Annotated in this window: 21 protein-coding genes; 7 read left to right on the top strand and 14 right to left on the bottom strand. The window is 65.2% G+C overall.

Going from position 1 to position 24,689, the window contains the following annotated elements; translation table 11 throughout:
* Window positions 1-293: 293 nt before the first annotated feature.
* Both JQ627_RS00160 and JQ627_RS00165 read right to left on the bottom strand, forming a co-directional pair.
* On the bottom strand, window positions 294-986 hold the full coding sequence (locus JQ627_RS00160) for an RlmE family RNA methyltransferase (protein ID WP_212482156.1): 693 nt from the start codon (window positions 984-986) through the stop codon (window positions 294-296).
* 1 nt (window position 987) lies between these two features.
* On the bottom strand, window positions 988-2,061 hold the full coding sequence (locus JQ627_RS00165) for a Ppx/GppA phosphatase family protein (protein WP_212482157.1): 1,074 nt from the start codon (window positions 2,059-2,061) through the stop codon (window positions 988-990).
* Between the two features lie 210 nt (window positions 2,062-2,271).
* On the opposite strand from JQ627_RS00165, the gene JQ627_RS00170 reads away from it, so the two are divergent.
* Entirely contained in the window at window positions 2,272-4,644 is a 2,373-nt protein-coding gene (locus JQ627_RS00170) for a xanthine dehydrogenase family protein molybdopterin-binding subunit (protein ID WP_212482158.1), read from the top strand.
* A 55-nt stretch (window positions 4,645-4,699) separates the two neighbouring features.
* Here JQ627_RS00170 and JQ627_RS00175 read toward each other — a convergent pair whose 3' ends face one another.
* Both JQ627_RS00175 and JQ627_RS00180 read right to left on the bottom strand, forming a co-directional pair.
* Entirely contained in the window at window positions 4,700-6,142 is a 1,443-nt protein-coding gene (locus JQ627_RS00175) for a DUF5107 domain-containing protein (protein WP_212482159.1), read from the bottom strand.
* Entirely contained in the window at window positions 6,143-6,943 is an 801-nt protein-coding gene (locus JQ627_RS00180) for a hypothetical protein (RefSeq protein WP_212482160.1), read from the bottom strand.
* Between the two features lie 107 nt (window positions 6,944-7,050).
* Here JQ627_RS00180 and JQ627_RS00185 point away from each other — a divergent pair, with 107 nt between their 5' ends.
* From JQ627_RS00185 to JQ627_RS00195, 3 genes are read left to right on the top strand one after another with little or no spacing between them, the layout of a single operon-like run.
* A complete protein-coding gene (locus JQ627_RS00185) occupies window positions 7,051-7,554 on the top strand; it encodes a YaiI/YqxD family protein (protein ID WP_212482161.1) in 504 nt (167 codons plus the stop codon).
* Between the two features lie 2 nt (window positions 7,555-7,556).
* On the top strand, window positions 7,557-9,368 hold the full coding sequence (locus tag JQ627_RS00190) for an ABC-F family ATP-binding cassette domain-containing protein (protein WP_212482162.1): 1,812 nt from the start codon (window positions 7,557-7,559) through the stop codon (window positions 9,366-9,368).
* A gap of 3 nt (window positions 9,369-9,371) precedes the next feature.
* Window positions 9,372-10,451 carry a D-TA family PLP-dependent enzyme gene (locus tag JQ627_RS00195; protein WP_212482163.1) on the top strand — a complete coding sequence of 360 codons (1,080 nt, stop codon included), beginning with the start codon at window positions 9,372-9,374 and terminating at the stop codon, window positions 10,449-10,451.
* 100 nt (window positions 10,452-10,551) lie between these two features.
* On the opposite strand, the gene JQ627_RS00200 is transcribed toward JQ627_RS00195, so the two are convergent.
* The 8 genes from JQ627_RS00200 to JQ627_RS00235 form a co-directional block, all read right to left on the bottom strand.
* Window positions 10,552-11,781, bottom strand: a complete 1,230-nt coding sequence (locus JQ627_RS00200) for a TIGR03862 family flavoprotein (protein ID WP_212483119.1) — start codon at window positions 11,779-11,781, stop codon at window positions 10,552-10,554.
* A complete protein-coding gene (locus tag JQ627_RS00205) occupies window positions 11,778-12,695 on the bottom strand; it encodes an SDR family NAD(P)-dependent oxidoreductase (RefSeq protein WP_014495942.1) in 918 nt (305 codons plus the stop codon). The genes JQ627_RS00200 and JQ627_RS00205 overlap by 4 nt, the downstream gene beginning before the upstream one ends.
* 227 nt (window positions 12,696-12,922) lie before the next feature.
* Window positions 12,923-13,402 (bottom strand): MaoC family dehydratase, encoded by a 480-nt coding sequence (locus JQ627_RS00210; RefSeq protein ID WP_212482164.1) that lies wholly within the window; start codon window positions 13,400-13,402, stop codon window positions 12,923-12,925.
* On the bottom strand, window positions 13,403-15,118 hold the full coding sequence (locus JQ627_RS00215; protein ID WP_212482165.1) for an AMP-binding protein: 1,716 nt from the start codon (window positions 15,116-15,118) through the stop codon (window positions 13,403-13,405).
* Entirely contained in the window at window positions 15,118-16,125 is a 1,008-nt protein-coding gene (gene mmsB, locus JQ627_RS00220) for a 3-hydroxyisobutyrate dehydrogenase (protein ID WP_249142858.1), read from the bottom strand. Before mmsB ends, JQ627_RS00215 begins: the two co-directional genes overlap by 1 nt.
* A complete protein-coding gene (locus tag JQ627_RS00225) occupies window positions 16,035-17,102 on the bottom strand; it encodes an enoyl-CoA hydratase/isomerase family protein (RefSeq protein WP_212482167.1) in 1,068 nt (355 codons plus the stop codon). The genes mmsB and JQ627_RS00225 overlap by 91 nt, the downstream gene beginning before the upstream one ends.
* Window positions 17,099-18,244, bottom strand: coding sequence for an isobutyryl-CoA dehydrogenase (locus tag JQ627_RS00230; protein WP_212482168.1), 1,146 nt, complete (start codon window positions 18,242-18,244; stop codon window positions 17,099-17,101). Before JQ627_RS00230 ends, JQ627_RS00225 begins: the two co-directional genes overlap by 4 nt.
* Window positions 18,245-18,362: 118 nt before the next feature.
* Complete coding sequence (locus JQ627_RS00235; RefSeq protein WP_212482169.1) at window positions 18,363-19,859, bottom strand: CoA-acylating methylmalonate-semialdehyde dehydrogenase; 1,497 nt, start codon at window positions 19,857-19,859, stop codon at window positions 18,363-18,365.
* A 102-nt stretch (window positions 19,860-19,961) separates the two neighbouring features.
* Between JQ627_RS00235 and JQ627_RS00240 the strand changes: the two genes are divergently transcribed.
* On the top strand, window positions 19,962-20,885 hold the full coding sequence (locus JQ627_RS00240) for a LysR family transcriptional regulator (RefSeq protein WP_212482170.1): 924 nt from the start codon (window positions 19,962-19,964) through the stop codon (window positions 20,883-20,885).
* Window positions 20,886-20,980: 95 nt separating this feature from the next.
* On the opposite strand, the gene JQ627_RS00245 is transcribed toward JQ627_RS00240, so the two are convergent.
* Window positions 20,981-21,601 (bottom strand): TetR/AcrR family transcriptional regulator, encoded by a 621-nt coding sequence (locus JQ627_RS00245; RefSeq protein ID WP_212482171.1) that lies wholly within the window; start codon window positions 21,599-21,601, stop codon window positions 20,981-20,983.
* Window positions 21,602-21,670: 69 nt separating this feature from the next.
* Window positions 21,671-22,201, bottom strand: coding sequence for a PaaI family thioesterase (locus JQ627_RS00250; protein ID WP_212482172.1), 531 nt, complete (start codon window positions 22,199-22,201; stop codon window positions 21,671-21,673).
* Window positions 22,202-22,354: 153 nt separating this feature from the next.
* Here JQ627_RS00250 and JQ627_RS00255 point away from each other — a divergent pair, with 153 nt between their 5' ends.
* Together JQ627_RS00255 and JQ627_RS00260 are read left to right on the top strand one after the other, a co-directional pair.
* A complete protein-coding gene (locus JQ627_RS00255) occupies window positions 22,355-23,125 on the top strand; it encodes an enoyl-CoA hydratase (protein ID WP_212483120.1) in 771 nt (256 codons plus the stop codon).
* 283 nt (window positions 23,126-23,408) lie between these two features.
* A complete protein-coding gene (locus JQ627_RS00260; RefSeq protein WP_212482173.1) occupies window positions 23,409-24,605 on the top strand; it encodes an acetyl-CoA C-acyltransferase in 1,197 nt (398 codons plus the stop codon).
* Window positions 24,606-24,689 lie beyond the last annotated feature (84 nt).

The raw sequence follows: 24,689 nt of genomic DNA on the forward strand, positions 1-24,689 counted from the left end.
ATGTCGCGAACGCATTGAGGTGGGAGCCGGATCCGCCGGTCAGAGCAGCCTGCACGCGCTGGCCGGACATCTTGTTGTAACGGATGAAGCCCCGGTGTCTGCACGCGACGGCGTGGCCGAACCAAGGCCGAGTGACACCAACGCAAAAGGAAGCCGAGGCAAGGGAAAGGCGATGCTTGCAAACGCGCAAGCGCATTGCATGGATTGATCCCACCCGCTGGAATTGCAGATGATGAATCCACCAGCTCAAGATGTTATCGATTTGAATGTTATGTTAGTGCGAGAGTGACACGTCAGCCCGGGTCCGGCTGCCCGCCCCGAAACCCCGTCGCCAGCACGTAGCGTTCCGACGAATCCTGCCGGCTCGCAGCGGGCTTCACATGCCGCACGGTCGCGAAATCGCGCTTGAGCTGGGCGAGCAGGTCGGCGTCGGCGCCGCTCTGGAACGTCTTTGCCAGGAACGCGCCGCCGGGCTTGAGTACGTCGCAGGCAAACGCGGCCGCCGTCTCGACCAGGCCGACGATGCGAAGCTGGTCGGTCTTGCGATGGCCGGTGGTGTTGGCGGCCATGTCGGACATCACGATATCGGCGCCACCGCCCAGCATCGCGGTGAGTTTTTCCGGCGCGTCATTGGCCATGAAGTCGAGCTGGGCAAATTCGACGCCCGGAATCTCGGGCATCTCCAGCAGGTCGATGGCGACGACCTTGCCCTTGCCTTCCGTGGAGCCGACGCGCTTGGCGGCGATCTGGCTCCAGCCGCCCGGCGCGGCGCCGAGGTCGACCACGGCCATGCCTGATTTCAGCAGCCGGAACTTGTCGTCGATCTCCAGCAGCTTGAACGCCGCGCGCGAGCGATAGCCCGCCGCCTTGGCCTTCGCCACATAGGGATCGTTGAGCTGCCGCTCCAGCCAAAGCTTCGACGACAATTTGCGCTTGCCGCCGGTCTTGACCTGGACGTGCAAGCGGCCGGTGGTGTCCTTGGCCATCTCACCAGCTCCTGAGCGCGCCGTCCTCACGCATCATCTCGACCAGCATGCCTTCGCGCAGGCCCCGGTCGGCGACGCGCAGGCGCGGCAGCGGAAAGGCGCGGCGGATCGCATCGAGGATGGCGCAGCCAGCCAGCACGAGATCGGCGCGCTCGACGCTGATGCAACTGTTGCCGGCGCGCGCCTCGTAGCTCATGCCGAGCAGCTTGTTGATGGTCGCGGTGATGTCGGAATCGTTCATCCAGATGCTGTCGATGCGGCGGCGGTCGTAGCGCGCGAGGTTGAGATGAATGCCGGCAAGCGTCGTCACCGTGCCTGACGTGCCGAGCAGATGCATATCAGTGAGATCTCCGCCGTGCGCTTCCGCGAACGGCGCGACGTGGTTGGCGACCTCCTGCTCCATCGCGGCATAGATCTCCGGCGTCACGTCGCGACCGCCGAATTGCTCGGCCAGCGTCACCACGCCCAGCGGGATCGACATCCAGGCTTTTATGCGTGGCTCCGGACTCGTGGGGTCGCGCTCGATCCGCACCAGCTCGGTCGAGCCGCCGCCGATGTCGAACAGGATCGCCCCCCTGCCCCTTGGGTCGACCAGCGGCGAGCAGCCGAGCACGGCGAGCGAGGCCTCGGTCTCGCGGTCGATCACCTCGAGCTCGATGCCGGTCTCGGCCGCGACGCGGCTGCGGAACCCCTCGGCGTTCGAGGCCGCGCGGCAGGCTTCGGTCGCGATCAGCCGTAGCCGGCGCGCTTTCCGCAAATTGATCTTGTCGCGGCAGATGCTGAGCGCGGCGATGGCGCGGTCGATCGCGGCCTCGCTGATGCAGCCGGTCGCCGAGACGCCCTCGCCGAGCCGGATGATACGCGAGAAGGAATCGACCACGCGAAAGCCGTCGTGGGTCGGACAAGCGATCAGCAGCCTGCAATTGTTGGTGCCGAGGTCCAGCGCCGCGTAGACGCCGGTTCCCGGCGCCTGCACGGGGACGGCCGGTTCGGTGGCAAACGCCACCGCCGCCATCGACCCCTCCAGCTCACCGTGCGGCACATGGCCGTCGCGGAGCCGCGTGTGGTCATTCATACAAACTGTCTTTCCACGACCCTATGGGGCCGATCCGGAATTGATTTTTCGCCTGAAACATTAGCAGCGCGGCAGGCCTGCGCAACAACGCATCACATGGGACCATGCCCATTCGTGCGTTGTCGTGAACGGGGTGGTGGGTTATCTGAACAGGGTCCGGTCCCCCGCTGCCGCGAAAATGCGCAAATGCCGGCTTTTCAGGTCAGTTCCATGCAAGAACACACCCAATCCTCGACGCTCGAAAACGCTATTGCACTGCAAAAATACGGTGTCGGGCAGCCGGTCCGCCGCAAGGAAGACGACACGCTGGTGCGCGGCAAGGGCCGCTACACCGACGATTTCAACCTGCCCGGCCAAGCCCATGCCGTGATCGTCCGCTCCCCCCATGCCCACGGACTCATCCGCGGCATCGGCACCGACGCCGCCAGGGCGATGCCGGGCGTGCTGGGAGTGTGGACCGGCAAGGACCTCGACGCCGCCGGCTATGGCCCGTTCACCTGCGGCCTGCCGCTGAAGAGCCGCGACGGCTCGCCCCTGCTCCAGACCAACCGACAGCCGCTGGCAACCGACAAGGTCCGCTTCGTCGGCGATCCCGTCGCCTTCGTGGTCGCGGACACGCTGGCACAGGCGCGCGACGCGGCCGAAGCCGTCGAGCTCGATATCGAGCCGCTGCCGGCGGTGACCGATCCCGAGGACGCTGCCAGGCCCGGCGCGCCGCTTCTCTACGACCACATCCCCAACAACGTCGCGCTCGACTACCATTATGGCGACATGGACAAGGTCAACGCGGCCTTCGCCAGCGCCGCCCACGTCACCAAGGTCGACATCGAGAACACCCGCGTCGCCGTGGTCTCGATGGAGCCGCGCGTGGGGCTCGCCTCCTACGACAAGAAGACCGAGCGCTACACCATCCAGATTCCGACGCAGGGCGTTGCGGGCAACCGCGCCAACCTCGCCAAGAACCTGAAAGTGCCGAACGAGAAGGTGCGTATCCTCACCGCCAATGTCGGCGGCTCCTTCGGCATGAAGAACGTCAACTACCCCGAATACATGTGCATCCTGTACGCGGCCAAGGAATTGGGAAAGCCGGTGAAGTGGCTCGACGAGCGCTCGACCAGCTTCCTCTCCGATAGCCATGGCCGTGCGCAGAAGATTCATGCCGAGCTGGCGCTCGATGCGGAGGGGAACTTCCTCGCGGCAAAGCTGTCCGGTTACGGCAATCTCGGCGCCTACATCACCGGCGTCGCGCCGGGACCGCTCTCGCTCAACACCGGCAAGAACTTTTCGAGCGTCTACCGCACGCCGCTGATGGGCATCGACATCAAGACGGTGCTGACCAACACCACGCTGATGGGCGCCTACCGCGGCGCCGGCCGGCCCGAGGCGAACTACTACATGGAGCGGCTGATCGACCGCGCCGCCGACGAGATGGGCATCAACCGGCTGACCTTGCGCAAGCGCAACTTCATCAAGCCGAACCAGATGCCGTTCCCGGCCTCCTCCGGCGTCACCTATGACAGCGGCGACTTCCAGGCCGTGTTCAACAAGGCGCTCGAAATCTCCGACCACGAGAATTTCGCCAAGCGCAAGAAGGACAGCAAGAAGGCCGGCAAGCTGCGCGGCATCGCGGTCGGCTCCTATCTCGAGGTCACCGCGCCGCCGAGCCCCGAGCTCGGTAAGATCGTGTTCGATGCCGACGGCAGCGTGCAGCTGATCACCGGCACGCTCGATTACGGCCAGGGCCATGCCACCCCGTTCGCGCAGGTGCTGTGCGAGCAGCTCGGCGTCCCCTTCGACAGCGTCAAGCTGGTGCAGGGCGACAGCGACATCGTCCACACCGGCAACGGCACCGGCGGTTCGCGCTCGATCACCGCGAGCGGCATGGCGATCGTGGGCGCCGCCAAGCTCGTGATCGAGAAGGGCAAGCGCGCTGCCGCGCACATGCTGGAGGCCTCCGAGGCCGACATCGAGTTCGCCGACGGCAGCTTCACCATTGCCGGCACCGATCGTAGCATCGACATCATGGAGCTCGCCAGGAAGCTGCATGACGGCAAGGTGCCGGACGGCGTGCCTGACAGCCTCGACGTCGACCATACGAGCGAACCGGTGCCTTCGGCGTTCCCGAACGGCTGCCACGTCGCCGAGGTCGAGATCGACCCTGATACCGGTGTGGTGCAGATCGTGCGCTACAGCGCCGTCAACGATTTCGGCACGGTGATCAACCCGCTGCTGGTCGCGGGCCAGCTTCACGGCGGCGTCGTCCAGGGCATCGGCCAGGCGCTGATGGAGCATGTCCGCTACGACGAGAGCGGCCAGCCAGTCACGGGCTCGCTGATGGACTACGCGCTGCCGCGCGCGGAGGACGTTCCGAACATGACGGTCGGCGATCATCCGGTGCCGGCCACGACCAATCCGCTTGGCAGCAAGGGCTGCGGCGAAGCCGGCTGCGCCGGCAGCCTGTCGACGGTGGTGAACGCGGTGGTCGATGCCCTCTCCGACTACGGCATCAAGCACATCGACATGCCGCTGACCCCGGAGCGGGTGTGGCGCGCGATCCAGGATGCCAAGGGGAACGCGGCGTAGGACGAGTTCCGCGATCGTGACAACGCCGGGGGATCGACCGGCATTCCGAAAGAGATCACTTGATCGCCGTTTCGGCGGCGATCAACTCCTTTCCCTCCGTCGTCGTGATCGTTAGCCGTATCTTTTCCCCGCTGCGGCCGTCGGCAATCGCTGCCGAAATACGATTTCCGTTGTTCGGATCAGCGCTCACGACCCCGCTGAACAGGGCCGTGTCACCCTGTTTCAACGTGACAAGCAGCGGGATGGCCGGTTCGACGCTGAAGAACTCGAGAACGGCGCGAGACGCCTCGGCCGAGAAATTGATCAGGATTTTCTCGTTCGCGTGCGTCACGTTGCTCATGCCGACGGTTGGGCTGTAGGTTTCCGGAATCGACACCTCACTGCGTGCGGGAAAGTCTGCGCCGTGGAAAAACTGGTCTGACACGCCCGCCCATAATTCGACATACGGCCGCCACTCGTTCGGATCCTTCCGGGCATCGGTTTCGCCGGTGAACGACGGAAACCCCCACGTCCACATTTTCAAGCCCCGCGTGAGGGTATTGTCCGCAATGCGAATAATTCCTTCTGCATTGTCATGGTTGATGACGCCCCAGAAATTCCCGCCCTGCATATCTGGCGCAGCATAGGCGATGCCCATCGTTGGCCAGTTCTTGAAGTAACGCAGGTTTTCGAAGCGCCACCTGCCGATACCCGCGCTCTCGTCGCCGTCTGCCAGACTGGTCGACCAGGCAGGCGTCGTGAAAGTTCGGATCGGCGCGATGATTTCGGCGCCGCCCGTCGCCCTGGGATTTTTCGGCTCCGATCCCGGAGCGAGCGTCGTGCACGTCCAGTACTCGTATTGGATAGCCTCGTCGCTCGGATTCTTCAGCACCACGCGCGCATCGAGTGCGGCACGATCGGCCTTTAGCGTGACGTAGTAGTTCGCCTCAATGCCGGTCGCGCCCCTGAACTTGCTCGGCCGCGCGGAATAGTCGAAGTCATCCCGGAACGACATCACGACCGTGACTTCGTCGGCGCCCTCCTTCACCACCCGGAAAGCCCACGGCTTCAGCCACGTCTTGCCGTGCTCGGCATCCGGGAACGTGGGAAAAATTCCGCCGTACACCATCAGCCAGTCGTAGTAGAAATTTCCGGCCTTCATGCCGTAGGGCACTCCGACTTCCGTTCGATAAAGCTGCTCGTGGCCGGTCGGCTTGTAGACCATGGAAAGAATACGCCCTCCGAATTCGGGCACGAGCGTTACCTTCAGATATCGATTCTCAAGCACGTAGGATTTGAAAGTGCGTTCGACGATCACGCTCTTGTCGAGCGCCCCGCTGACAAAGCCATTCTCCGCATCGACGGCGAACTTGACGGTGCTCCACGTCGCCGTCTGCTCGCTGAGCGACACGCTATCGGACACCGGTGCGGCGGCATGCACGACGCAGAGCGCAGGGAGCGCCAAAAGAAGGGCTATGGCAAAACAAACGAGGGCACGCAAGGAGACCTCAACTGGCATTCAGGCCGCCGCCTGCTCGCGCGGCTGGTAGATCGCGGTGTGCTGGCAATGCGCCAGCGGCGTCGTGCCGTTGGCGACGACGAGTGCGTCGAGCTCGACGAAGCGGTGGCCTTTCTTCTCGTAGTTCGCGATTACCTTGGCCCGCGCGGTGATCTCGTCGCCGGCGCGTGCGGCCGACAGCAGCTGCATGCGGCTGCCGACATGGATCCACGGGCCCAGAATGGTGTTGTCGACCAGCACGCGGTTCATGACACGCTGGATCAGGCCGGGATGGCCGAGCCCCTCGCGCGCAAAAATCGGATCGGTTTCCCTGACGTCGGCGAGATAATCGGTCGCGTCCTGCCCGGCCCATCGGCGCGGAATCGTGCCCAGCCATTTACCGGTCTCGAAGGTCGCCGGACCGACCGGCTTGCGCTCGGCCACGGCGGGGACCGCGACATAGCCGCCCAGCGAGACCGTAGGCACAGCCGCCGGCAACGACGCCGTTCCGGTCGCGCAGAGCTCGGTGCGGCTGAAGACCTCGATCGTGAGCAGGCCATTGTGCTCGGTCGCATCGACATCGGCGGTCTCGCCGTCATAGACCGGCTTGATGAAGCGGGCCTCGACCAGCCCGCGCGACAGGAAATCGCGGCCCCAGCGAGCTACCGGCACGTGCATCATGTAGGCGAAGACGTCGACGCCGGGCACCAGCCCGCCGGAAAAGCCGAAGCGGCGCGCCACCGTGTCGTCATGCATCTTGTTTTCGGACTGTTTGGCGGTGTTGTAGGCCTCGACGCGGTAGGTTTCGAGCCGGTTCGGCATGGCGGGCCTTCCCTGAATTCTTGTTGTTTCAGGGTTGATCGTAGGCCCCCGGGAACACCGGTCAATCCCCTCGCCTTTGCGGCCCGAATGGGGTAACCACGCGGCGAATGACCGACACCCCCACCCGCATCTATGTCGACGCCGACGCCTGTCCGGTGAAGGACGAGATCTACCGCGTCGCGCTCCGGCACGGCGTGCCCGTGAGCGTGGTTGCCGGCAATTTTATTCGCGTGCCCCAAGATCCGCTCATTGAGCGGATTGCAGCGGGCGCCGGCATGGATGCCGCCGACGACTGGATCGCGGAGCGGGCCAAGCCGGGTGACGTCGTCGTGACATCAGACATTCCGCTGGCGAGCCGTTGCGTGAAAGCGGGCGCCGACGTGATCGCACCGAACGGCAAGCCGTTCACGGAAGAGTCGATCGGGATGACGCTGGCGGTGCGCAACCTGATGACGGATCTGCGTTCGGCCGGCGAGGTCACCGGCGGCCCACGTTCGTTCGCGCCGCGCGACCGCTCCGCGTTCCTCTCTGCGCTCGACCAGACGCTGCGCCGGATCGAGCGCCGCCGTGCCGACCAGGCCGCGACGAGCCAGAATTTGAATCAAGGCTAGTCATGGCGCCGCCCCTGATCCAACTCAAAGACATCAAGCTCACCTTTGGCGGCACGCCGCTGCTGTCGGGCGTCGAGCTCAACGTCGCGCCGGGCGAGCGCGTCTGCCTGATCGGCCGCAACGGCTCGGGCAAGTCGACGCTGCTGAAGATCGCAGCCGGCCTCGTCGAGCCCGACGGTGGCACGCGCTTCGTCCAGCCTGGCGCGACCGTTCGCTATCTGCCGCAGGAGCCGGATTTCGGCGACCACAGGACCACGCTCGCCTATGTCGAGGCGGGCCTCGCGCCCGGCGACGATCCGTACCAGGCGCGCTACCTCGTGGAGCAGCTCGGGCTCACCGGCAACGAGAACCCGGCCAACGTCTCCGGCGGCGAGGCCCGCCGTGCCGCGCTGGCACGCGTGCTGGCGCCCTCGCCCGACATCTTGCTGCTGGACGAGCCGACCAACCATCTGGATCTCTCCACGATCGAATGGCTGGAAAAGGAGCTCGACAGCCGCCGCAGCGCGCTGGTGCTGATCAGCCATGACCGCCGCTTCCTCACCAATCTCTCGCGCTCCACGGCGTGGCTTGACCGCGGCAAGATCAAGCAGATCGACCGCGGCTTCGCCTCGTTCGAGAGCTGGCGCGACGAGGTGCTCGCGGAAGAAGAGCGCGACCAGCACAAGCTCGACCGCAAGATCGTCGACGAGGAGCACTGGCTGCGCCATGGCGTCTCCGGCCGCCGCAAGCGCAACGTCAAGCGGCTCGGCAATCTGCACGCACTGCGCGACCAGCGGCGCAATTATCGCGGCACCGCCGGCAGCGCCAATCTCGCGGCCGCTGAAGCGGAGCAGTCCGGCAAGCTGGTGATCGAGGCCAAAGGCGTCACCAAGGCCTTTGGCGACCGCGTGATCGTCGACAGTTTCTCGACCCGCATCCAGCGCGGCGACCGGCTCGGCATCGTCGGGCCGAACGGCGCCGGCAAGACCACGCTGGTCAACCTGCTCACCGGCGGTGCGGAGCCTGATGCCGGCACGATACGGCTCGGGGCCAATCTGGAAATGGCCACCCTCGACCAACACCGCGAGAGCCTCGATCCCAAATCGACGCTGGCCGAGGCGCTGACCGGCGGCCGCGGCGACCAGATCATGGTTGGCGGCAAGCCGAAGCATGTCGTCGGCTACATGAAAGACTTTCTGTTCGCGCAGGAGCAGCGCGGCACACCGCTCGAGGTGCTCTCCGGCGGCGAGCGCGGCCGGCTGATGCTGGCCCGCGCGCTGGCGAAGCCCTCGAACCTGCTGGTGCTGGACGAGCCGACCAACGATCTCGACCTCGATACACTCGACGTGCTCGAAGACATGCTCGGCGACTACGAGGGCACTGTCATCCTGATCAGCCATGACCGCGACTTCCTCGACCGCGTCGTCACGTCAGTGATCGCACCCGAGGGCAACGGCAAGTGGACCGAATATGCCGGCGGCTACAGCGACATGCTGGCGCAGCGCGGTGCTGACCTCAAGCGCGAGACGACGAAGGCCCAACCCCCCGCGGAGAAGAAAGAGGATCGGCCAGCTGCTCCCGCTGCCGCAACGAGGCGGCGGCTGAGCTTCAACGAGAAGCATGCGCTGGAAACGCTGCCGAAGAAGATGGAAGCGTTGCAGACCGACATTGCCAAGCTGCAACGCGTGCTCGACGATCCCAACCTCTACGCGAAGGATCGCAAGAAATTCGACGACACCTCAGCAGCCATCGCCAAGGCGCATGAGGAATTGTCCGCCGCTGAAGAGCGCTGGCTTGAACTGGAAATGCTCCGCGAAGAAATTGAACAGGCATAACCTATGACCACTCCCCTTGCCGCAAAGATCGCCCGTGAATATGGCACGCCCTGCGCCGTGATCGACATGGACAGGGTCGAGCGCAACATCGCGCGCATCCAGAAGGCCTGCGACGACGCAGGTGTCGCCAACCGGCCGCACATCAAGACGCACAAGAACCCGACCATCGCCAGGATGCAGGTTGCGGCTGGCGCCAAGGGCATCACCTGCCAGAAGCTTGGCGAAGCCGAGATCATGGCCAATGCCGGCATCGACGACATCCTGATCAGCTACAATCTGCTCGGCGAAGAGAAGATGGCGCGGCTCGGCGCGCTGCAGGCGAAGGCCAACATGACGGTCGCTGCCGACAACTCGACGGTCGTCGCCGGCCTGCCCAAGGCAGCCGCGGCCTCTGGTCGTCCGCTCTCGGTGGTGGTCGAATGCGACACGGGGCGCAAGCGCGCGGGCGTCGAGACCCCGGCCGAGGCGATTGCGCTGGCCCGCGAGATCGCCGGGTGCAAGGGGCTCGAATTCGCAGGCTTCATGATGTACCCAACCGAGACCGGCTGGGCAGATGCGCAGAAGTTCTACGACGAAGCGCTGGCCGGTGTGCGTGCGCACGGCCTCGATGCAAAGATCGTCTCGACCGGCGGCACGCCGAACCTCGTGAACATCGGCAAGCTCAAGGGCGGCACCGAGCATCGCTTCGGCACCTATATCTACAACGACCGGATGCAGGTCGCCGCAGGCGTCGCCACCTGGGACGACTGCGCACTGCACATCTATTCGACCGTGGTGAGCCGCGCCGCCCCTGAACGCGGCATTCTCGACGCCGGCTCCAAGACGCTGACCTCGGACACCGGCGGCCTCGACGGCCACGGCCTGATCCTGGAGCACCCCGAAGCCAAAATCGCGCGCTTCGCCGAGGAGCACGGCTTCCTCGACCTCTCCCGCAGCAACACGCGGCCGAACGTCGGCGACGTCGTCCGCATCGTGCCCAATCACGTTTGCGTCGTCGTCAACATGATGGACGAGGTCGTGATGGTGCGCGGCGAAGAGATCATCGGCACGCTGCCCGTGGCGGCGCGGGGGAAGCTGCGGTAAGGGGCAAGCTGCCGTAGGGTGGGCAAAGCGAAGCGTGCCCACGACTTCTCGTCATGACGGCGAAAGATGGTGGGCACGGCGCTTCGCGCCTTTGCCCACCCTACGATTTCTGCGATTGGGCGAGCCACGCCAACACACCCCTGCCCGCGGCGGCGCCGGTCGCAAACGACGCCTGCAACAGGTAGCCGCCGGTCGGCGCCTCCCAGTCCAGCATCTCGCCGGCCGCGAACACGCCCGGGAGCTTGCGGATCATGAAGTGGTCATCGAGCTCGTCGAAGCCTACTCCGCCCGCAGTCGAGATCGCCCTATCGATCGGGGCGACGCCGGTGAGCTGAACCGGAATTGCGTTGATCAGATGCGCCAGCTCCGCCGGCGAGAACGATGCCAGCGGCCGGCCGGATGCGATCGCGGCCTCCTGCATCAGCCCGATGCCAACCGGCGACACTTGCGCCGCCTTGCGCAGGAAATTCGCGAGCGATTGCTTGCCGCGCGTCCCTGACAGCCGCGTGGTCAGCGCGTCGGCGTCGAGATCGGGCCGCAATGCGATCGTAAGCCGCGCCTGCCCGATGCCCAGCAGCGCCTCGCGCAACTCCGCCGACAGCGCATAGATCGCGCCGCCTTCGATGCCGCTGCGCGTGATCATCGCTTCGCCGCGCACCGTATGCGGACCGATCGTCAGCGCAACGCCCTTGAGTGGCTGGCCCTCGAAACGGCCGCGGAACACTTCGGACCATGCGACCGTGAAGCCGGAATTGGCCGGCCGCAGCTTTGAGATGGCAATGCCTTTTGCGGCGAGGATATCGGCCCAGCCGCCGTCCGAGCCCAGTCGCGGCCAGCTTGCACCGCCGAGGGCGAGGACTGTGGCCTTGGCTTCGATCGGCCGTTGCCCATCGTTGGTGCGAAATAGCAACCGCCCCTCACCGTCCCATCCGCTCCAGCGATGACGAAAGGCAAACCGTACGCCCGCGGCATCGAGCCGCCGCAGCCAGGCGCGCAGCAAGGGCGAGGCCTTGAACGCCTTTGGAAACACACGCCCGCTGCTGCCGACGAAGGTCGGCTCTCCCAGCGCAGCGCTCCAGGCGCGGAGCGCATCGGGCGAGAACGCCGCGATCGCCGCTTGCAGCATCGGCGCCGCCTCGCGATAGCGCGGCATGAAATCCGGCAGCGGCTCGCTATGGGTGAGATTGAGCCCGCCACGGCCGGCCATCAGGAATTTGCGACCGGCGGACGGCATCGCATCATAGACAGTGACGCGGGCGCCGCCGTGCGCCAGCGCTTCCGCCGCCATCAGCCCGGCGGGACCGGCACCGATGACGGCGACGTCAGTCAGAGCTTGATCCCCGCCCGTGCCGCGGCCTGCGCCACGTATTTCTGCGTCTGCTCGAACGCGCCCTGCAACGCCTTCGCCTTCGACATGTCGCTGATCTCGGCGAAATGCGCGGCGACCGCGTCCGGCGTCCATTCGGATTCCGGCAGGTTGATGCCTTCGCTCTCCAAAATCTTGATCACGGCGAAGGAGCCGGCGCCGGCGCCCATGATGGTACGGGTGGGCGCGTCCTCGCTCAGCATGTATTCGACGGCCGGCGTGATCGCGTTCGGCTTCATCAGTTGCAGCGCCTGCGGCGGCAGCAGTTCTTCCGTCATGCGGGTCGCCGCGGTCGGCGAGATGATATTGACGCGGATGTTGTTCTTGCGGCCTTCTTCGGCGAGCACATTCATCAGACCGACCATGCCCGACTTCGCCGCGCCGTAATTGGCCTGGCCGAAATTGCCGTAGAGGCCGGAGGACGACGTCGTCAGCACGATGCGGCCATAATTGCGATCGCGCATGCCGGCCCAGGCCGCCTTGCAGCAATAGAAGGTGCCGACGAGGTGCACGTCGAGCACCTTCTGGAAATCGGCCGCTTCCATCTTGCCGAACGACTTGTCGCGCAGGATGCCGGCATTGGCGCACATCAGATCGACGCTGCCCCACTCCTTGGTGGCGCGCTCGACCATGGCGGTGACCTGCTCGAAATTGGAGACGTCGGCGCCGTCGGCCATCGCGGTACCGCCGGCCTTGCGGATCTCCTCGACCACGGCTTCGGCCGGCGACAGCGAGCCGCCGCTGCCGTCACGCGCGCCGCCGAAATCGTTGACGACGACCTTGGCGCCGCGGCTGGCCAGTCCCAGCGCGTGCGCGCGTCCGAGGCCATTACCCGCGCCGGTGACGATGGCGACGCGTCCGTCGAACCTGATTGCCATAGTGCAGTTCCTGCTTCTTCTTCCTTCTCTCCTTGTGGGAGAAGGTGGCGCGAAGCGCCGGATGAGGGGTCTCTCGCAACAGATGCGTTCGCGGAGAGAGACCCCTCACCCGCCTCGCGTTCCGCGAGGCACCCTCTCCCACAAGGGGGAGGGTTCGAGCGCACCGATTTGGTCAGCTTTTGAGCAGCGATGGATGGCCGGGTCAAGCCCGGCCACGACGGCCCAGCTTACGCGAAATAGATCAGGCCGAGCCATTCCGCGACCAGCGCGGGCTTGTCCTCGCCTTCGATCTCGACGGTCACGTTGGTGCGGGACTGCAATTCATTCGGCTTGCGCAACTTGGCTTCCGCCAGCACAAAACGGCCGCGGACGCGCTTGCCGGAGCGGACGGGCGAGATGAAGCGCAGCTTGTCGAAGCCGTAATTGACGCCCATCGTGGTGCCGGCGATCACGGGCATCACCTCGTAGGACATGATCGACAGCAGCGACATCGTCAGAAAGCCGTGCGCGATGGTGGCGCCGAACGCGGTCTCCCTCTTCGCGCGCTCCGGGTCGACATGGATGAACTGGTGATCCTCGATCACGTCGGCATAGGTGTCGATGCGGGGCTGATCGATCAGGTGCCACGACGAGACGCCGATCTCCCTGCCGACCATGGCCTGATAGGCGTCCAACGCGATCGGCGGCTTCTTCCAGACTTCGTTCACTTAGGTCTCACTCCGTGTTTTCGGCAACTCCGGAAAATCCTCCTCGCGGAATTCCCGGCCACGCAGCGGATCGTTGCGATCATCGTCGCGCTCCAGCCGTCGTAGCTGCACGCGGCGGATTTTGCCAGAGATCGTCTTCGGCAGCTCGGTGACGATTTCGAGGCGGCGGATGCGCTTGAACGGTGCAAGCCGCGTATGCAGGTGCTGGAAAATCGACAGCGCCGTCTCAGGCGAGCGCTCCGCGCCAGACGTCAGCAGCACGAAGGCCTTGGGGATCGCGAGCCGGATCGGGTCCGGGCTCGGCACCACCGCGGCTTCTGCGACGAGCTCATGCTCGAGCAACACGCTCTCGAGCTCGAACGGGCTGATGCGGTAGTCGGAGGATTTGAAGACGTCGTCGGAGCGGCCGACGAAGGTAAGATAGCCATCCTCGTCTTTGAACACGACGTCGCCGCTGCGATAGAGCTCGCCTTCCGCACCGGACAGTTTGCCGTCGTCGCCCTGATAGCCCTGCATCAGGCCGGCGGGACGGTCAGCGCCCAGCACGAGCGCCACCTCACCCTCCTTGGCCGGATGGCCGTCAGCGTCGCTGACCTGCACGCGATAGCCCGGGAGCGGCCGGCCCATCGAGCCGACCTTGATCTTCTGGCCCGGCGAGTTGCCGGCGAGCGCCGTAGTCTCGGTCTGGCCGTAGCCGTCGCGGATGGTCAGGCCCCAAGCGGCCTGCACCTGATCGATCACTTCAGGATTGAGCGGCTCACCGGCGCCGCAGACTTCGCGCAACGCGACCTTGAACGAGGCCAGGTTCTCCTGGATGAACAGCCGCCACACCGTCGGCGGCGCGCACAGCGTGGTGACGCCGCAGCGGCCGATGGTGGCGAGCAGGCCTTTCGCGTCGAAGCGCGGCTGGTTGACCACGAACACAGTAGCGCCCGCGTTCCACGGCGCAAAGAAGCAGCTCCAGGCGTGCTTGGCCCAGCCGGGCGATGAAATATTGAGATGAACGTCGCCCGGCTTCAGCCCGATCCAGTACATGGTGGAGAGATGGCCGACGGGATAGCTGCGCTGGCTGTGCCGCACGAGCTTTGGTTTTGCGGTGGTACCCGAGGTGAAATAGAGCAGCATGGGGTCGTCGGCGTTGGTCGGGCCGTCGGGTGCAAAACTCTCGGAGGCCTTCGTGGCTTCACCGTAAGCGAGCCAGCCATCGGAGGCCGCGCCCACCACGATGCGGACGATGTTCTCGGCACCAAGGCTTGCGAATTTCGCGACCTGATCTTCGGCAGCCACCACCGCCTTCGCCTTGCCGCGGTCGAGCCGATCGCGAAGTTCCTCGGCGGTGAGCAGCGTCGTGGCGGGAATCACAACGACGCCGAGCTTCATCGCGGCCAGCATCGTCTCCCACAGCGGAACCACATTGCCGAGCAGCAGCAGGAGATGGTCTCCGCGCCTCAGGCCCTGTGCGCGGAGGAAGTTTGCGACCTGATTGGAGCGCTGCGAGAGCACCGCAAAGGACAACTTCGTTTGCTTGTCCTGCGCGGCATCGACAATCCAGAGCGCGGGCCGGTCTTTGGCATCCGCATCCTTCGCGAGCTCGTCGAACCAGTCGAGCGCCCAGTTGAAGGGAACCGGATCGGGCCAGCGGAAGTCTCTGACCGCTGTCTCGTAATCCGTGCGGTGTTTTAGCAGAAACGCGCGCGCGTCCTGAAATGTCGTCATTAGGCTTTCCCGGCTAGCCCCCTAACGTGCTTGATAATTCCGGAAAAATCCACCCCGCCCTGCCCTGCGGCATCGAAGGACTGATAGATCTCCTGCGCATGCTTGCCGAGCGGCGTCGCCGCGCCCGCAGCCTTGGCGGCGTCCTGCGCCAGCGTCAGGTCCTTCACCATCAGCGCCGAGGCAAAGCCCGGCTTGTACTCGTTGTTGGCCGGCGAAGTCGGCACCGGACCCGGAACCGGGCAATAGGTCGTCAGCGACCAGCACTGGCCCGACGAGGTCGAGGCGACGTCGAACAGCGCCTGATGCGAGAGGCCGAGCTTCTCACCGAGCGCAAACGCCTCGCTCACCGCGATCATGGAAATGCCGAGGATCATGTTGTTGCAAATCTTTGCCGCCTGGCCCGCGCCGGCGCCGCCGCAATGCACGATCTTCTTGCCCATCTTCTCCAGCACCGGCTTGGCCGCCGCAAACGCGCTCTCCTCGCCGCCGCACATGAAGGTAAGCGTCGCCCCCTTCGCACCACCCGTGCCGCCGGAGACCGGCGCGTCGACCGAGAGCACGCCGTTCTTGGCGGCGAGCGCATGCGCCTGCCGCGCGCTCTCGACGTCGATGGTGGAGCTGTCGATGATCAGCGCGCCCTTGGTCATGGCGGGCACGACCTCGTTCCAGACGCCGAGCACGTGCTTGCCGGCCGGCAGCATGGTGACGACGACATCGGCACCCTTCACCGCGCCCGCGGCGCTATCGGCAATGCCGGCGCCATCCGCCTTGGCTTGCGCGCGCGAAGCCTCGACGAGGTCGAACGCCACCACCTTGTGGCCGGCCTTGACCAGGTTGGCAGCCATCGGGCCGCCCATATTGCCGAGACCGATGAATGCGATCGTGGCCATTTTCGTTTCCTCCGCTTCAATCGTTGTTAGCTGAACTTCAGCTCGTCGGCGCCGATCCCGGCGAGATACGGCGCGAGCATCTCTGGCGTCACATCCCCGATCCGCGGCGGCGACCAGCTCGGATTGCGGTCCTTGTCGATCACGGCCGCGCGCACGCCTTCGCGGAAATCGTCGCTGCGGAAGACCTCCAGCGCCGCACGATATTCGCGCACCAGGCACTCTTCCAGGCTGGACGCGGTGCGCGCGAGCCGCAGCAGCTTCAGCGTCACCACCATGCCGCGCGGCGATTTTTCGTTGAGCGTCTTCAGCGTCGCCAGCGCGAACTCCGAGCCGTCGCGCTTGAGTGCAGCAAAAATGTCCTCCATGCGATCGAAGCCGAATAATGCGTCGATAACAGGCTCTCTTGCAGCGACCGGCCCCGCGGCCTCACCGGTCGCAAAACCGTTGATGAGCTTGGTGACATCGGACGCGGTCACGCCGGGGCGAACCTTCGTCAACGCCTCGCGCAGCCCTGGCCATTTGGCCGCCGGCACCACGGCATCCGCGAATTTCGCATGGATCGCGTCGGGGCCGTTCATGGTCTGGCCGGTCAGGCCGAAATAAGTGCCGATCTCGCCCGGCGAGCGCGACAACAGCCAGGTGCCGCCAACATCCGGGAAGAAACCGAGCCCGACCTCGGGCATCGCAAGCTTGGTGCGATCGGTGACGACGCGGTGGCTGGCATGGGCGGAGAGCCCGACACCACCGCCCATCACGATGCCGTCCATGAAGGCGACGTAAGGCTTTGGGAACTTCTTGATCCGGGCATTTAGGATGTATTCCTCGCGCCAGAGGATCTTGCCGAGGTCGCCATTGACCTTCGAGCTCTCCCAGAGCGTGCGGATGTCGCCGCCGGCGCAGAGGCCGCGCTCGCCGGAGCCCTCCAGCAGGATCACGGCAACGGCGGGATCGGCCTCGAAACGGTCGAGCGCCTTGTCGATGTCGCGAAACATCTCCAGCGTGACGGCGTTGATCGCCTTCGGACGGTTGAGCCGGATCACGCCGGCCGCGCCCTCGACGCGCGCGACCAGATCGCCCTCTTCCACTCCGCTCATCGCGCGCCCTCGATCAGTTTGCGCGCCACGATGAGCCGCATGATTTCATTGGTGCCTTCGAGAATCTGGTGCACGCGCAGATCGCGCACGATCTTCTCGATGCCGTATTCGCTGAGATAACCGTAACCGCCGTGGAGCTGGAGAGCGTGGTTGGCGACCTCGAAGCCGACATCAGTGCCGAAGCGCTTTGCCATGGCGCAGAGCATGGTGGCATCGGGGTCCTTGCGGTCGAGCGCGGCGGCGGCGCGCCACAGGAAGGTGCGCGCGGCCTCGAGCTCGATCGCCATGTCGGCGAGCCGGAATTGCAATGCCTGGAATTCGTCGAGACGCTTTCCAAAAGCCTTGCGCTCCTTCATGTAGGCGCGCGCCTTGTCGAGCGCGGTCTGCGCGCCGCCGAGCGAGCATGCGGTGATGTTGAGGCGGCCGCCGTCGAGGCCGGCCATCGCGATCTTGAAGCCGATGCCCTCCTCACCGAGGCGGTTGGCGACCGGCACGCGGGCGTTCTCGAACATCACGGCGCGGGTCGGCTGCGCATTCCAGCCCATCTTGCGCTCATTGGCGCCATAGGAGACGCCGGGCGTGTTGCCGTCGATCACGAGGGTCGAGACGCCGCCGGCACCGTCACCGCCAGTCCGGACCATGGCGACAAGAAGATCCGTGCCGCCGGCGCCGGAGATGAACTGCTTCTGGCCGTTGAGGACGTAATGATCGCCGTCGCGCACGGCACGGGTGCGCAGCGCTGCCGCATCGGAGCCGGCCCCCGGCTCGGTCAGGCAGTAGCTCGCGATCAGCTCCATCGAGCAGAGTTTTGGCAACCATTTGTGGCGCTGGGTGTCGCTGCCGAAGGCATCGATCATCCAGGACGCCATGTTGTGGATGGAGATGAAGGCCGAGGTGGTCGGACAGCCCGTCGCCAGCGCCTCGAAGATCAGCGCCGCGTCGAACCGCGTCATCGCGGAACCACCGACATCCTCGCGGATGTAGATGCCGCCCACGCCGAGCGCGGCAGCCTCGCGCATCACGTCGACGGGGAAATGCTTTTCCTCGTCCCAGCGCAACGCGTGCGGCGCGATCTTCTCGGCCGCAAACGCCAACGCCATGTCGCGAACCGCGACCTGATCCTCGTTCAGAGCGAACTGCATGTCGGGCTGCTCATTTTTCTCTCGTCATTGCGAGCGAAGCGAAGCAATCCAGACTGTCTCCGCGGAAAGATGCTGGATTGCTTCGTCGCTACGCTCCTCGCAATGACGGCCGAGGAGATTACTTCATCAGCGGGATCGAGAACTCCGCACCTTCCTTGACGCCGGACGGCCAGCGCGAGGTCACCGTCTTGGTCTTGGTGTAGAAGCGGACCGAGTCCGGGCCGTGCTGATTGAGATCGCCGAAGCCCGACTTCTTCCAGCCGCCGAAGGTGTAATAGGCGATCGGCACCGGGATCGGCACGTTGACGCCGACCATGCCGACATTGACCTTTGCCGCGAAGTCGCGCGCGGCGTCGCCGTCGCGGGTGAAGATGGCGACGCCGTTGCCGTAATCATGCTCGGACGGCAGCGCCAGCGCTTCCTTGTAGTCGTGCGCGCGCACGACCGAGAGCACCGGGCCAAAGATCTCTTCCTTGTAGATCCGCATGTCCTTGGTGACGTTGTCGAACAGCGAACCGCCGAGATAGAAGCCCTTCTCGTAGCCCTGCATCTTGAAGCCACGGCCGTCGACGGCGAGCGTCGCGCCTTCCTTGATGCCGATATCGATGTAGCTCTTGACCTTCTCGACCGCCTCGCGCGTGACCAGCGGACCGTAGTCCGCGGACGGATCGATCGAGGTGCCGATCTTGAGCGACTCGACGCGCGGGATCAGCTTTTCCATCAACCGGTCGGCGGTGGCCTTGCCGACGGGCACCGCAACGGAGACGGCCATGCAGCGCTCGCCGGCCGAGCCGTAGCCCGCGCCGATCAGTGCGTCGACCGCCTGGTCCATGTCGGCGTCCGGCATGATAATGGCGTGGTTCTTGGCGCCACCGAAACACTGGCAGCGCTTGCCGGTCTGGGCGGCGCGCTCATAGATGTACTGCGCGATCGGCGTGGAGCCGACGAAACCGACGGCCTTGATATCGGGATCATCCAGGATGGCGTCGACCGCCTCCTTGTCGCCGTTGACGACGTTGAGGATGCCTGCCGGCAGGCCCGCCTCGATCATCAGCTCGGCGAGCAGCATCGGCACGCCGGGATCGCGCTCGGACGGCTTCAGGATGAAGGCATTGCCGCAGGCGATGGCAGGGGCGAACTTCCACATCGGGATCATCGCCGGGAAATTGAACGGCGTGATGCCGGCAACGACGCCGAGCGCCTGGCGCATCGAGTAGATGTCGATGCCGGGGCCGGCGCCTTCGGTGTACTCACCCTTCATCAAATGCGGGATGCCGCAGGCGAACTCCGCGACTTCGAGGCCGCGCTGGATGTCGCCCTTGGCGTCCGGCACGGTCTTGCCGTGCTCGCGGGCGAGCAGCTCGGCGAGCTTGTCGTAGTCGCGCTGCACCAGCTCGACGAACCTCATCATCACGCGGGCGCGGCGCTGCGGGTTGGTCGCGGCCCATTCCGGCTGCGCGGCGCGGGCGTTCTCGACGGCGGCGCGAACCTCGGCCTTGGACGCCAGTGCCACCTTGGCCTGGACGTCACCGGTCATCGGCTCGAAGACGTCTGCAGTCCGGCCCGACGTGCCCTTCACTTCCTTGCCACCGATGAAATGTCCGACTGAACGCATGGAATGATCTCCTTGAGGCCGAGCTTGAACGCTTTGACAAATCCTATCGACCTGCATTTTATAGGATTCAAGTCTGAGATATTGCACCATAGATGTGCGAAAATGCTGGATCAAGGCGCTATCGATTGGGACGACTTTCGCTTCGTGCTGGCCATCGTGCGGGGCGGCTCGGTGTCGGCTGCGGCAAAACAGCTCGGAGTCGACCACGCGACCGTGATCCGCCGCGTCGACCGGCTGGAAAAGCACCTCTCGGCAAAGCTGTTTGACCGGCGCAAGACCGGCTATCTCCTCACCGAGGCCGGCCAGCGCGTCGCCGACAGTGCGGAAGCGATGGAATCGACCATCGTCGCCAACCAGGAGCAGGTCGGCGGCTCGGTCGCGCGGCTCACCGGTACGGTACGGATCGGCGCGCCCGACGGGTTCGGCACCGCCTTCCTGGCGCCGCGGCTCGCGCCGTTCGCGGATCGCTATCCCGATCTCGATCTGCAACTTGTGGCCACCGCGCGGCTGTTCAGCCTCTCCAAGCGCGAGGCCGATATCGCGATCAGCCTGACCATGCCGAAGGAAGGCCGCATCGTCGGCCGCAAGCTGCTCGATTATCGGCTCGGGCTCTATGCGGCGCCTGCCTATCTCGACCGCTTTCCGGCCATCACCTCGCGCGAGGTGCTGCCGCAGCATCGCTTCGTCGGCTATATCGAGGAACTGCTGTTCACGCCCGAGCTCGACTATCTGCCGCAGGTGTCGCCGCGGATCTCAGCGCGCCTGCGTAGCGCCAATCTGATCGCGCAGCTCAACGCCACGCTCGCGGGCTTCGGCATCGCCGTGCTGCCGCATTTCATGACGAGCGATTATCCGCAGCTTGTCGCGGTGCTGCCGGAAGAGGTTTCGATCACGCGGTCGTTCTGGATGCTGATGCACGCGGACAGCAAGGACCTCGCGCGGATCAGGGCGGTGGCCGATTACATCGGCGAGATCGTGGAGCGCGAGCGGGCGTTGTTTGCGGGGCGGGTAAGGACGGTCCCGTAGGGTGAGCAAAGCGAAAGCGTGCCCACCATATTCGTTGCAGGCGTGAACAGATGGTGGGCACGGCGCAAGAGCGCCTTTGCCCACCCTACCGCATCTCAGTTCTGCTTCGCCTTCTTCGTCGCCGTCACCTTCGGCTCGCGCTTCGCACCATCGAGCGCGCTGTCCTTGCCGGCCTTCAGCACCTCGTCCGACAGTTCGCTGGAGCCGGCGATGCGCGCCAGCAGCATGGTGCCGGCCATCGTGGCAAGCGTCGCGATGGCCTGCTTGCGCGCGGCCTTGCGCGGCAGGTTCGGGATGAAATCGGTCATCATCTCGACCATCTCGTCGAGCTTTCCGGCAAAGGCTTTTCGCGTCTTGGGGCTCTCACGGGCGATCTCGGCGCCGAGCGCCGGAATCGAGCAGCCGTGGCCCGGATTGTCCCGATGCAACGCCGAGAGATAGGTCTCGACGATCTGGGTCAGTTGCTTTTCGGGCGCGACCTGATCGGACTGCTTGCGCCAGTGCTCCATCGAGCGGTCCATGGCGTAGGCAAAGGCCTCGATCACCAGCGCCTCGCGCGAGTCGAAATGCGCATAGAACCCGCCATGGGTCAGGCCGGCCTCCTTCATGAGGTCGGCGACGCCGATGCCGTGGGCGCCTTTTTCCCGCAGCCGCACAGAGGCCTTCTTCACGATTCGGTCGTGGGTTTCCTGCTTGTGTTCCCGGGAATAGCGCATGCGGGTCTCATTGAATGTCGGAGATCATCTCATAACACAGAAACGGACCAGGCGGTGCATTAATTCATGTTAAGTTGTCACGCCGATCATGGAAAAGGTTGCAGTTGCATGGACTGCGAGCGCACCCTTGCCGTCGCGGACAAAGCCCTCGGTGTAGCTGGTCTGGCGTCCCAGCTTGATGATCTTGCCTTCGGCCGAGATCAGCCCGGAACGGACCGACAGCGGGCGCAGGAAGGTCATTTTCAGGTCGAGGGTCACGGACGATTGCCCGGCCTCCAGCCGCGTCGAGATGGCGCAGCCCATGGCGGTATCGATCAGCGCCGCGGCGGTCGCGCCGTGCAGGAGGCCGATGGTATTTTCGAGATCCTCGCGTGGCTCCAGTTCCATCACGATCCGGCCCGGCTCGACCACCGCCATGGTGAAACCGATCAATTTTGCGAAGGGCGGCGGCGGCAACCGGCCGTCGCGGATTCCCAGCATCGCGTCCATGCCTGAAAGCCCCATCGCCACTTTTGCAACCGGCGCAGGCACCTGCCAATCCACCACGCGCTCACGCCGCTGCGCGGGCGAAAACAGATCGAGTTGATCGTTACTGGTCATGGCGGCCTCTTTGTATGATGACTGTCATACTATGTCACGAACTTCACAATGGCAACTCCGTTCCCCACCCGCTTGACAAGCAGGGCGTTTCGGCACCGAAGTGATCCCGACCCGCGCGCCTCGCGCATGTCCACGAAACTCCGAGACGTCCCGATGGAAATGCTCAACAATCACTGCGGCGTGACGCGCGATGCGCGCGGCGTCGTTCATGTCGCGATCTGCAACGCCGGCCCGCTCAACATTCTGGGCTCGCCCGTCACCGATGCCGTGCGCGAAGGCCTGCAGACCCTCGCGACCGACCGCAGCATCCGCGTCGTGGTGCTGCGCGGCCAGAGCGAGAAGAGCATGATCGGCGGCGCCGACATCAAGGAGATGGCCAAGCTCGACCAGAAGTCAGCCGAAGCCTTCATCAGCCGCCTGCGCGATCTCTGCGAGGCCGTACGCCAATTCCCTGCCCCCGTGATCGCGCGGATGCCGGGCTGGTGCCTCGGCGGTGGGCTCGAAGTCGCCGCCGCCTGCGATTTCAGGATCGCGGCGTATGATGCGCATTTCGGCATGCCGGAGGTCCGCGTCGGCATCCCCTCGGTGATTCACGCAGCCCTGCTGCCACGCCTCATCGGCTGGGCGCGCGCCCGCTGGCTGGTGATGACGGCGGAGAACATCGACGCGCCGACGGCGCTGGCCTGGGGCCTGGTCGACAAGGTCGCGCCGGCGGGCGGATTGGATGCAGAGGTCGAACACGTTGTGACGGCGCTGCTCGAATGCGGCCCCGAGGCGCTGCGCTCGCAAAAGGCGCTGCTGCGGCAATGGGAGGAACTGCCGCTGACGGAGTCGGTCAACCTCAGCGTCAAGGTGTTCGGCGAGTCCTTCCTGACGGACGAGCCGACGCGGCTGATGCAGGCGTTTGTGAACAGGAAGCGGTAGGGTTGCCGCCGCGTTAGCACGCCGTCACTACACCAAAGGTGTCATGCCCCGCGAAGGCGGGGCATCCAGTACGCTGCAGCTTCTCGATTCATCACAGCCGTCTAGCAGTACTGGATCACCCGCCTTCGCGGGTGATGACAGTGTGCCGTGGGCAGGCCTCCTCCGATCGCACGAGCAAATCTCATGCGAACCGCAAGATTTTCTCATGCCGGCCGCGGTTGCATTTTTTGCGCCGCATCATATGATGATCATAATCTTTCACGTCATCGCAGGGAGTTTTCTCATGGCCGAAGCCGCCGATCCCGTCGTCATCGTCTCCGCCGCCCGCACTCCGCTCGGCCGCTTCATGGGCGAATTGTCGCCACTGGCGGCGCACAAGCTCGGATCCCACGTCATCGGCGCAGCACTGGACCGCGCAAAACTCGCGCCCGAGAAGATCGACGAGGTCTTCATGGGCTGCGTGCTGCCGGCCGGACAAGGCCAGGCGCCGGCTCGCCAGGCGGCACGTAGCGCCGGCCTGCCCGACGCCACGGGCGCAACCACCGTCAACAAGGTCTGCGGCTCCGGCATGAAGGCGACCATGCTGGCGCACGACATCATCCGCGCAGGCTCGGCCGAGATCGTCGTCTCCGGCGGCATGGAGAGCATGAGCAATGCGCCCTATCTCCTCGCCAAGGCGCGCGGCGGCTATCGCGCCGGTCATGACCGCATCATCGATCACATGATGATGGACGGGCTGGAGGACGCTTACGAGACCGGCCGCTCCATGGGCGATTTCGGCGAAGCTACCGCGGAAGCCTATCAGTTCACCCGCAAGGACCAGGATGCCTACGCGATGGAAACGCTGAGCCGCGCGCGCAAGGCGGTCGAGAGCGGCGCGTTCAAGGCCGAGATCGCACCGATCACGCTCACCGAGAAAGCAGGCCCGCGCATCGTCGCCAATGACGAGCATCCGCTGAAGGTCGATCCTGCGAAAATCCCCGGATTGAAGCCGGCGTTCCGCGCCAACGGCACCATCACGCCGGCCGCCTCCTCCGCCAATGCCGACGGCGCCGCCGCGCTGGTGCTGACGAAGCGCTCGCTCGCGGATCGCAACGGCCTGCCTCTCATCGCCGAGATCAAGGGCCACGCCACCCACAGCCAGGAGCCGCAATGGTTCACGACGGCGCCGATCCCGGCGATCCGCAAGCTGCTCGACAAGGTCGGCTGGAGCGCCGGCGACGTCGACCTGTTCGAGATCAACGAAGCCTTCGCCGTGGTGGCGATGGCGGCGCAGCGGGATCTCGGCATTCCCCGCGAGAAGTTGAACGTCAACGGCGGCGCCTGCGCGCTCGGCCATCCCATCGGCGCCACCGGCGCGCGGCTGATCGTGACGCTGCTGCACGCGCTCGAGGCGCAGAACCTCAAACGCGGCGTCGCGGCACTCTGCATCGGCGGCGGTGAAGCCACTGCGATCGCCGTGGAGCGTCTGACGCACTGACCAAGAGTCACGTCCGAAAATGAGGGAACTCTGTCATTTCCGACAGACAGATCCCGTGCCATTCTGCAAACTCGCGCAAGTCTC

Source organism: Bradyrhizobium liaoningense (genome assembly GCF_018130785.1).
In the GTDB taxonomy this organism is placed as follows: domain Bacteria; phylum Pseudomonadota; class Alphaproteobacteria; order Rhizobiales; family Xanthobacteraceae; genus Bradyrhizobium; species Bradyrhizobium liaoningense_A.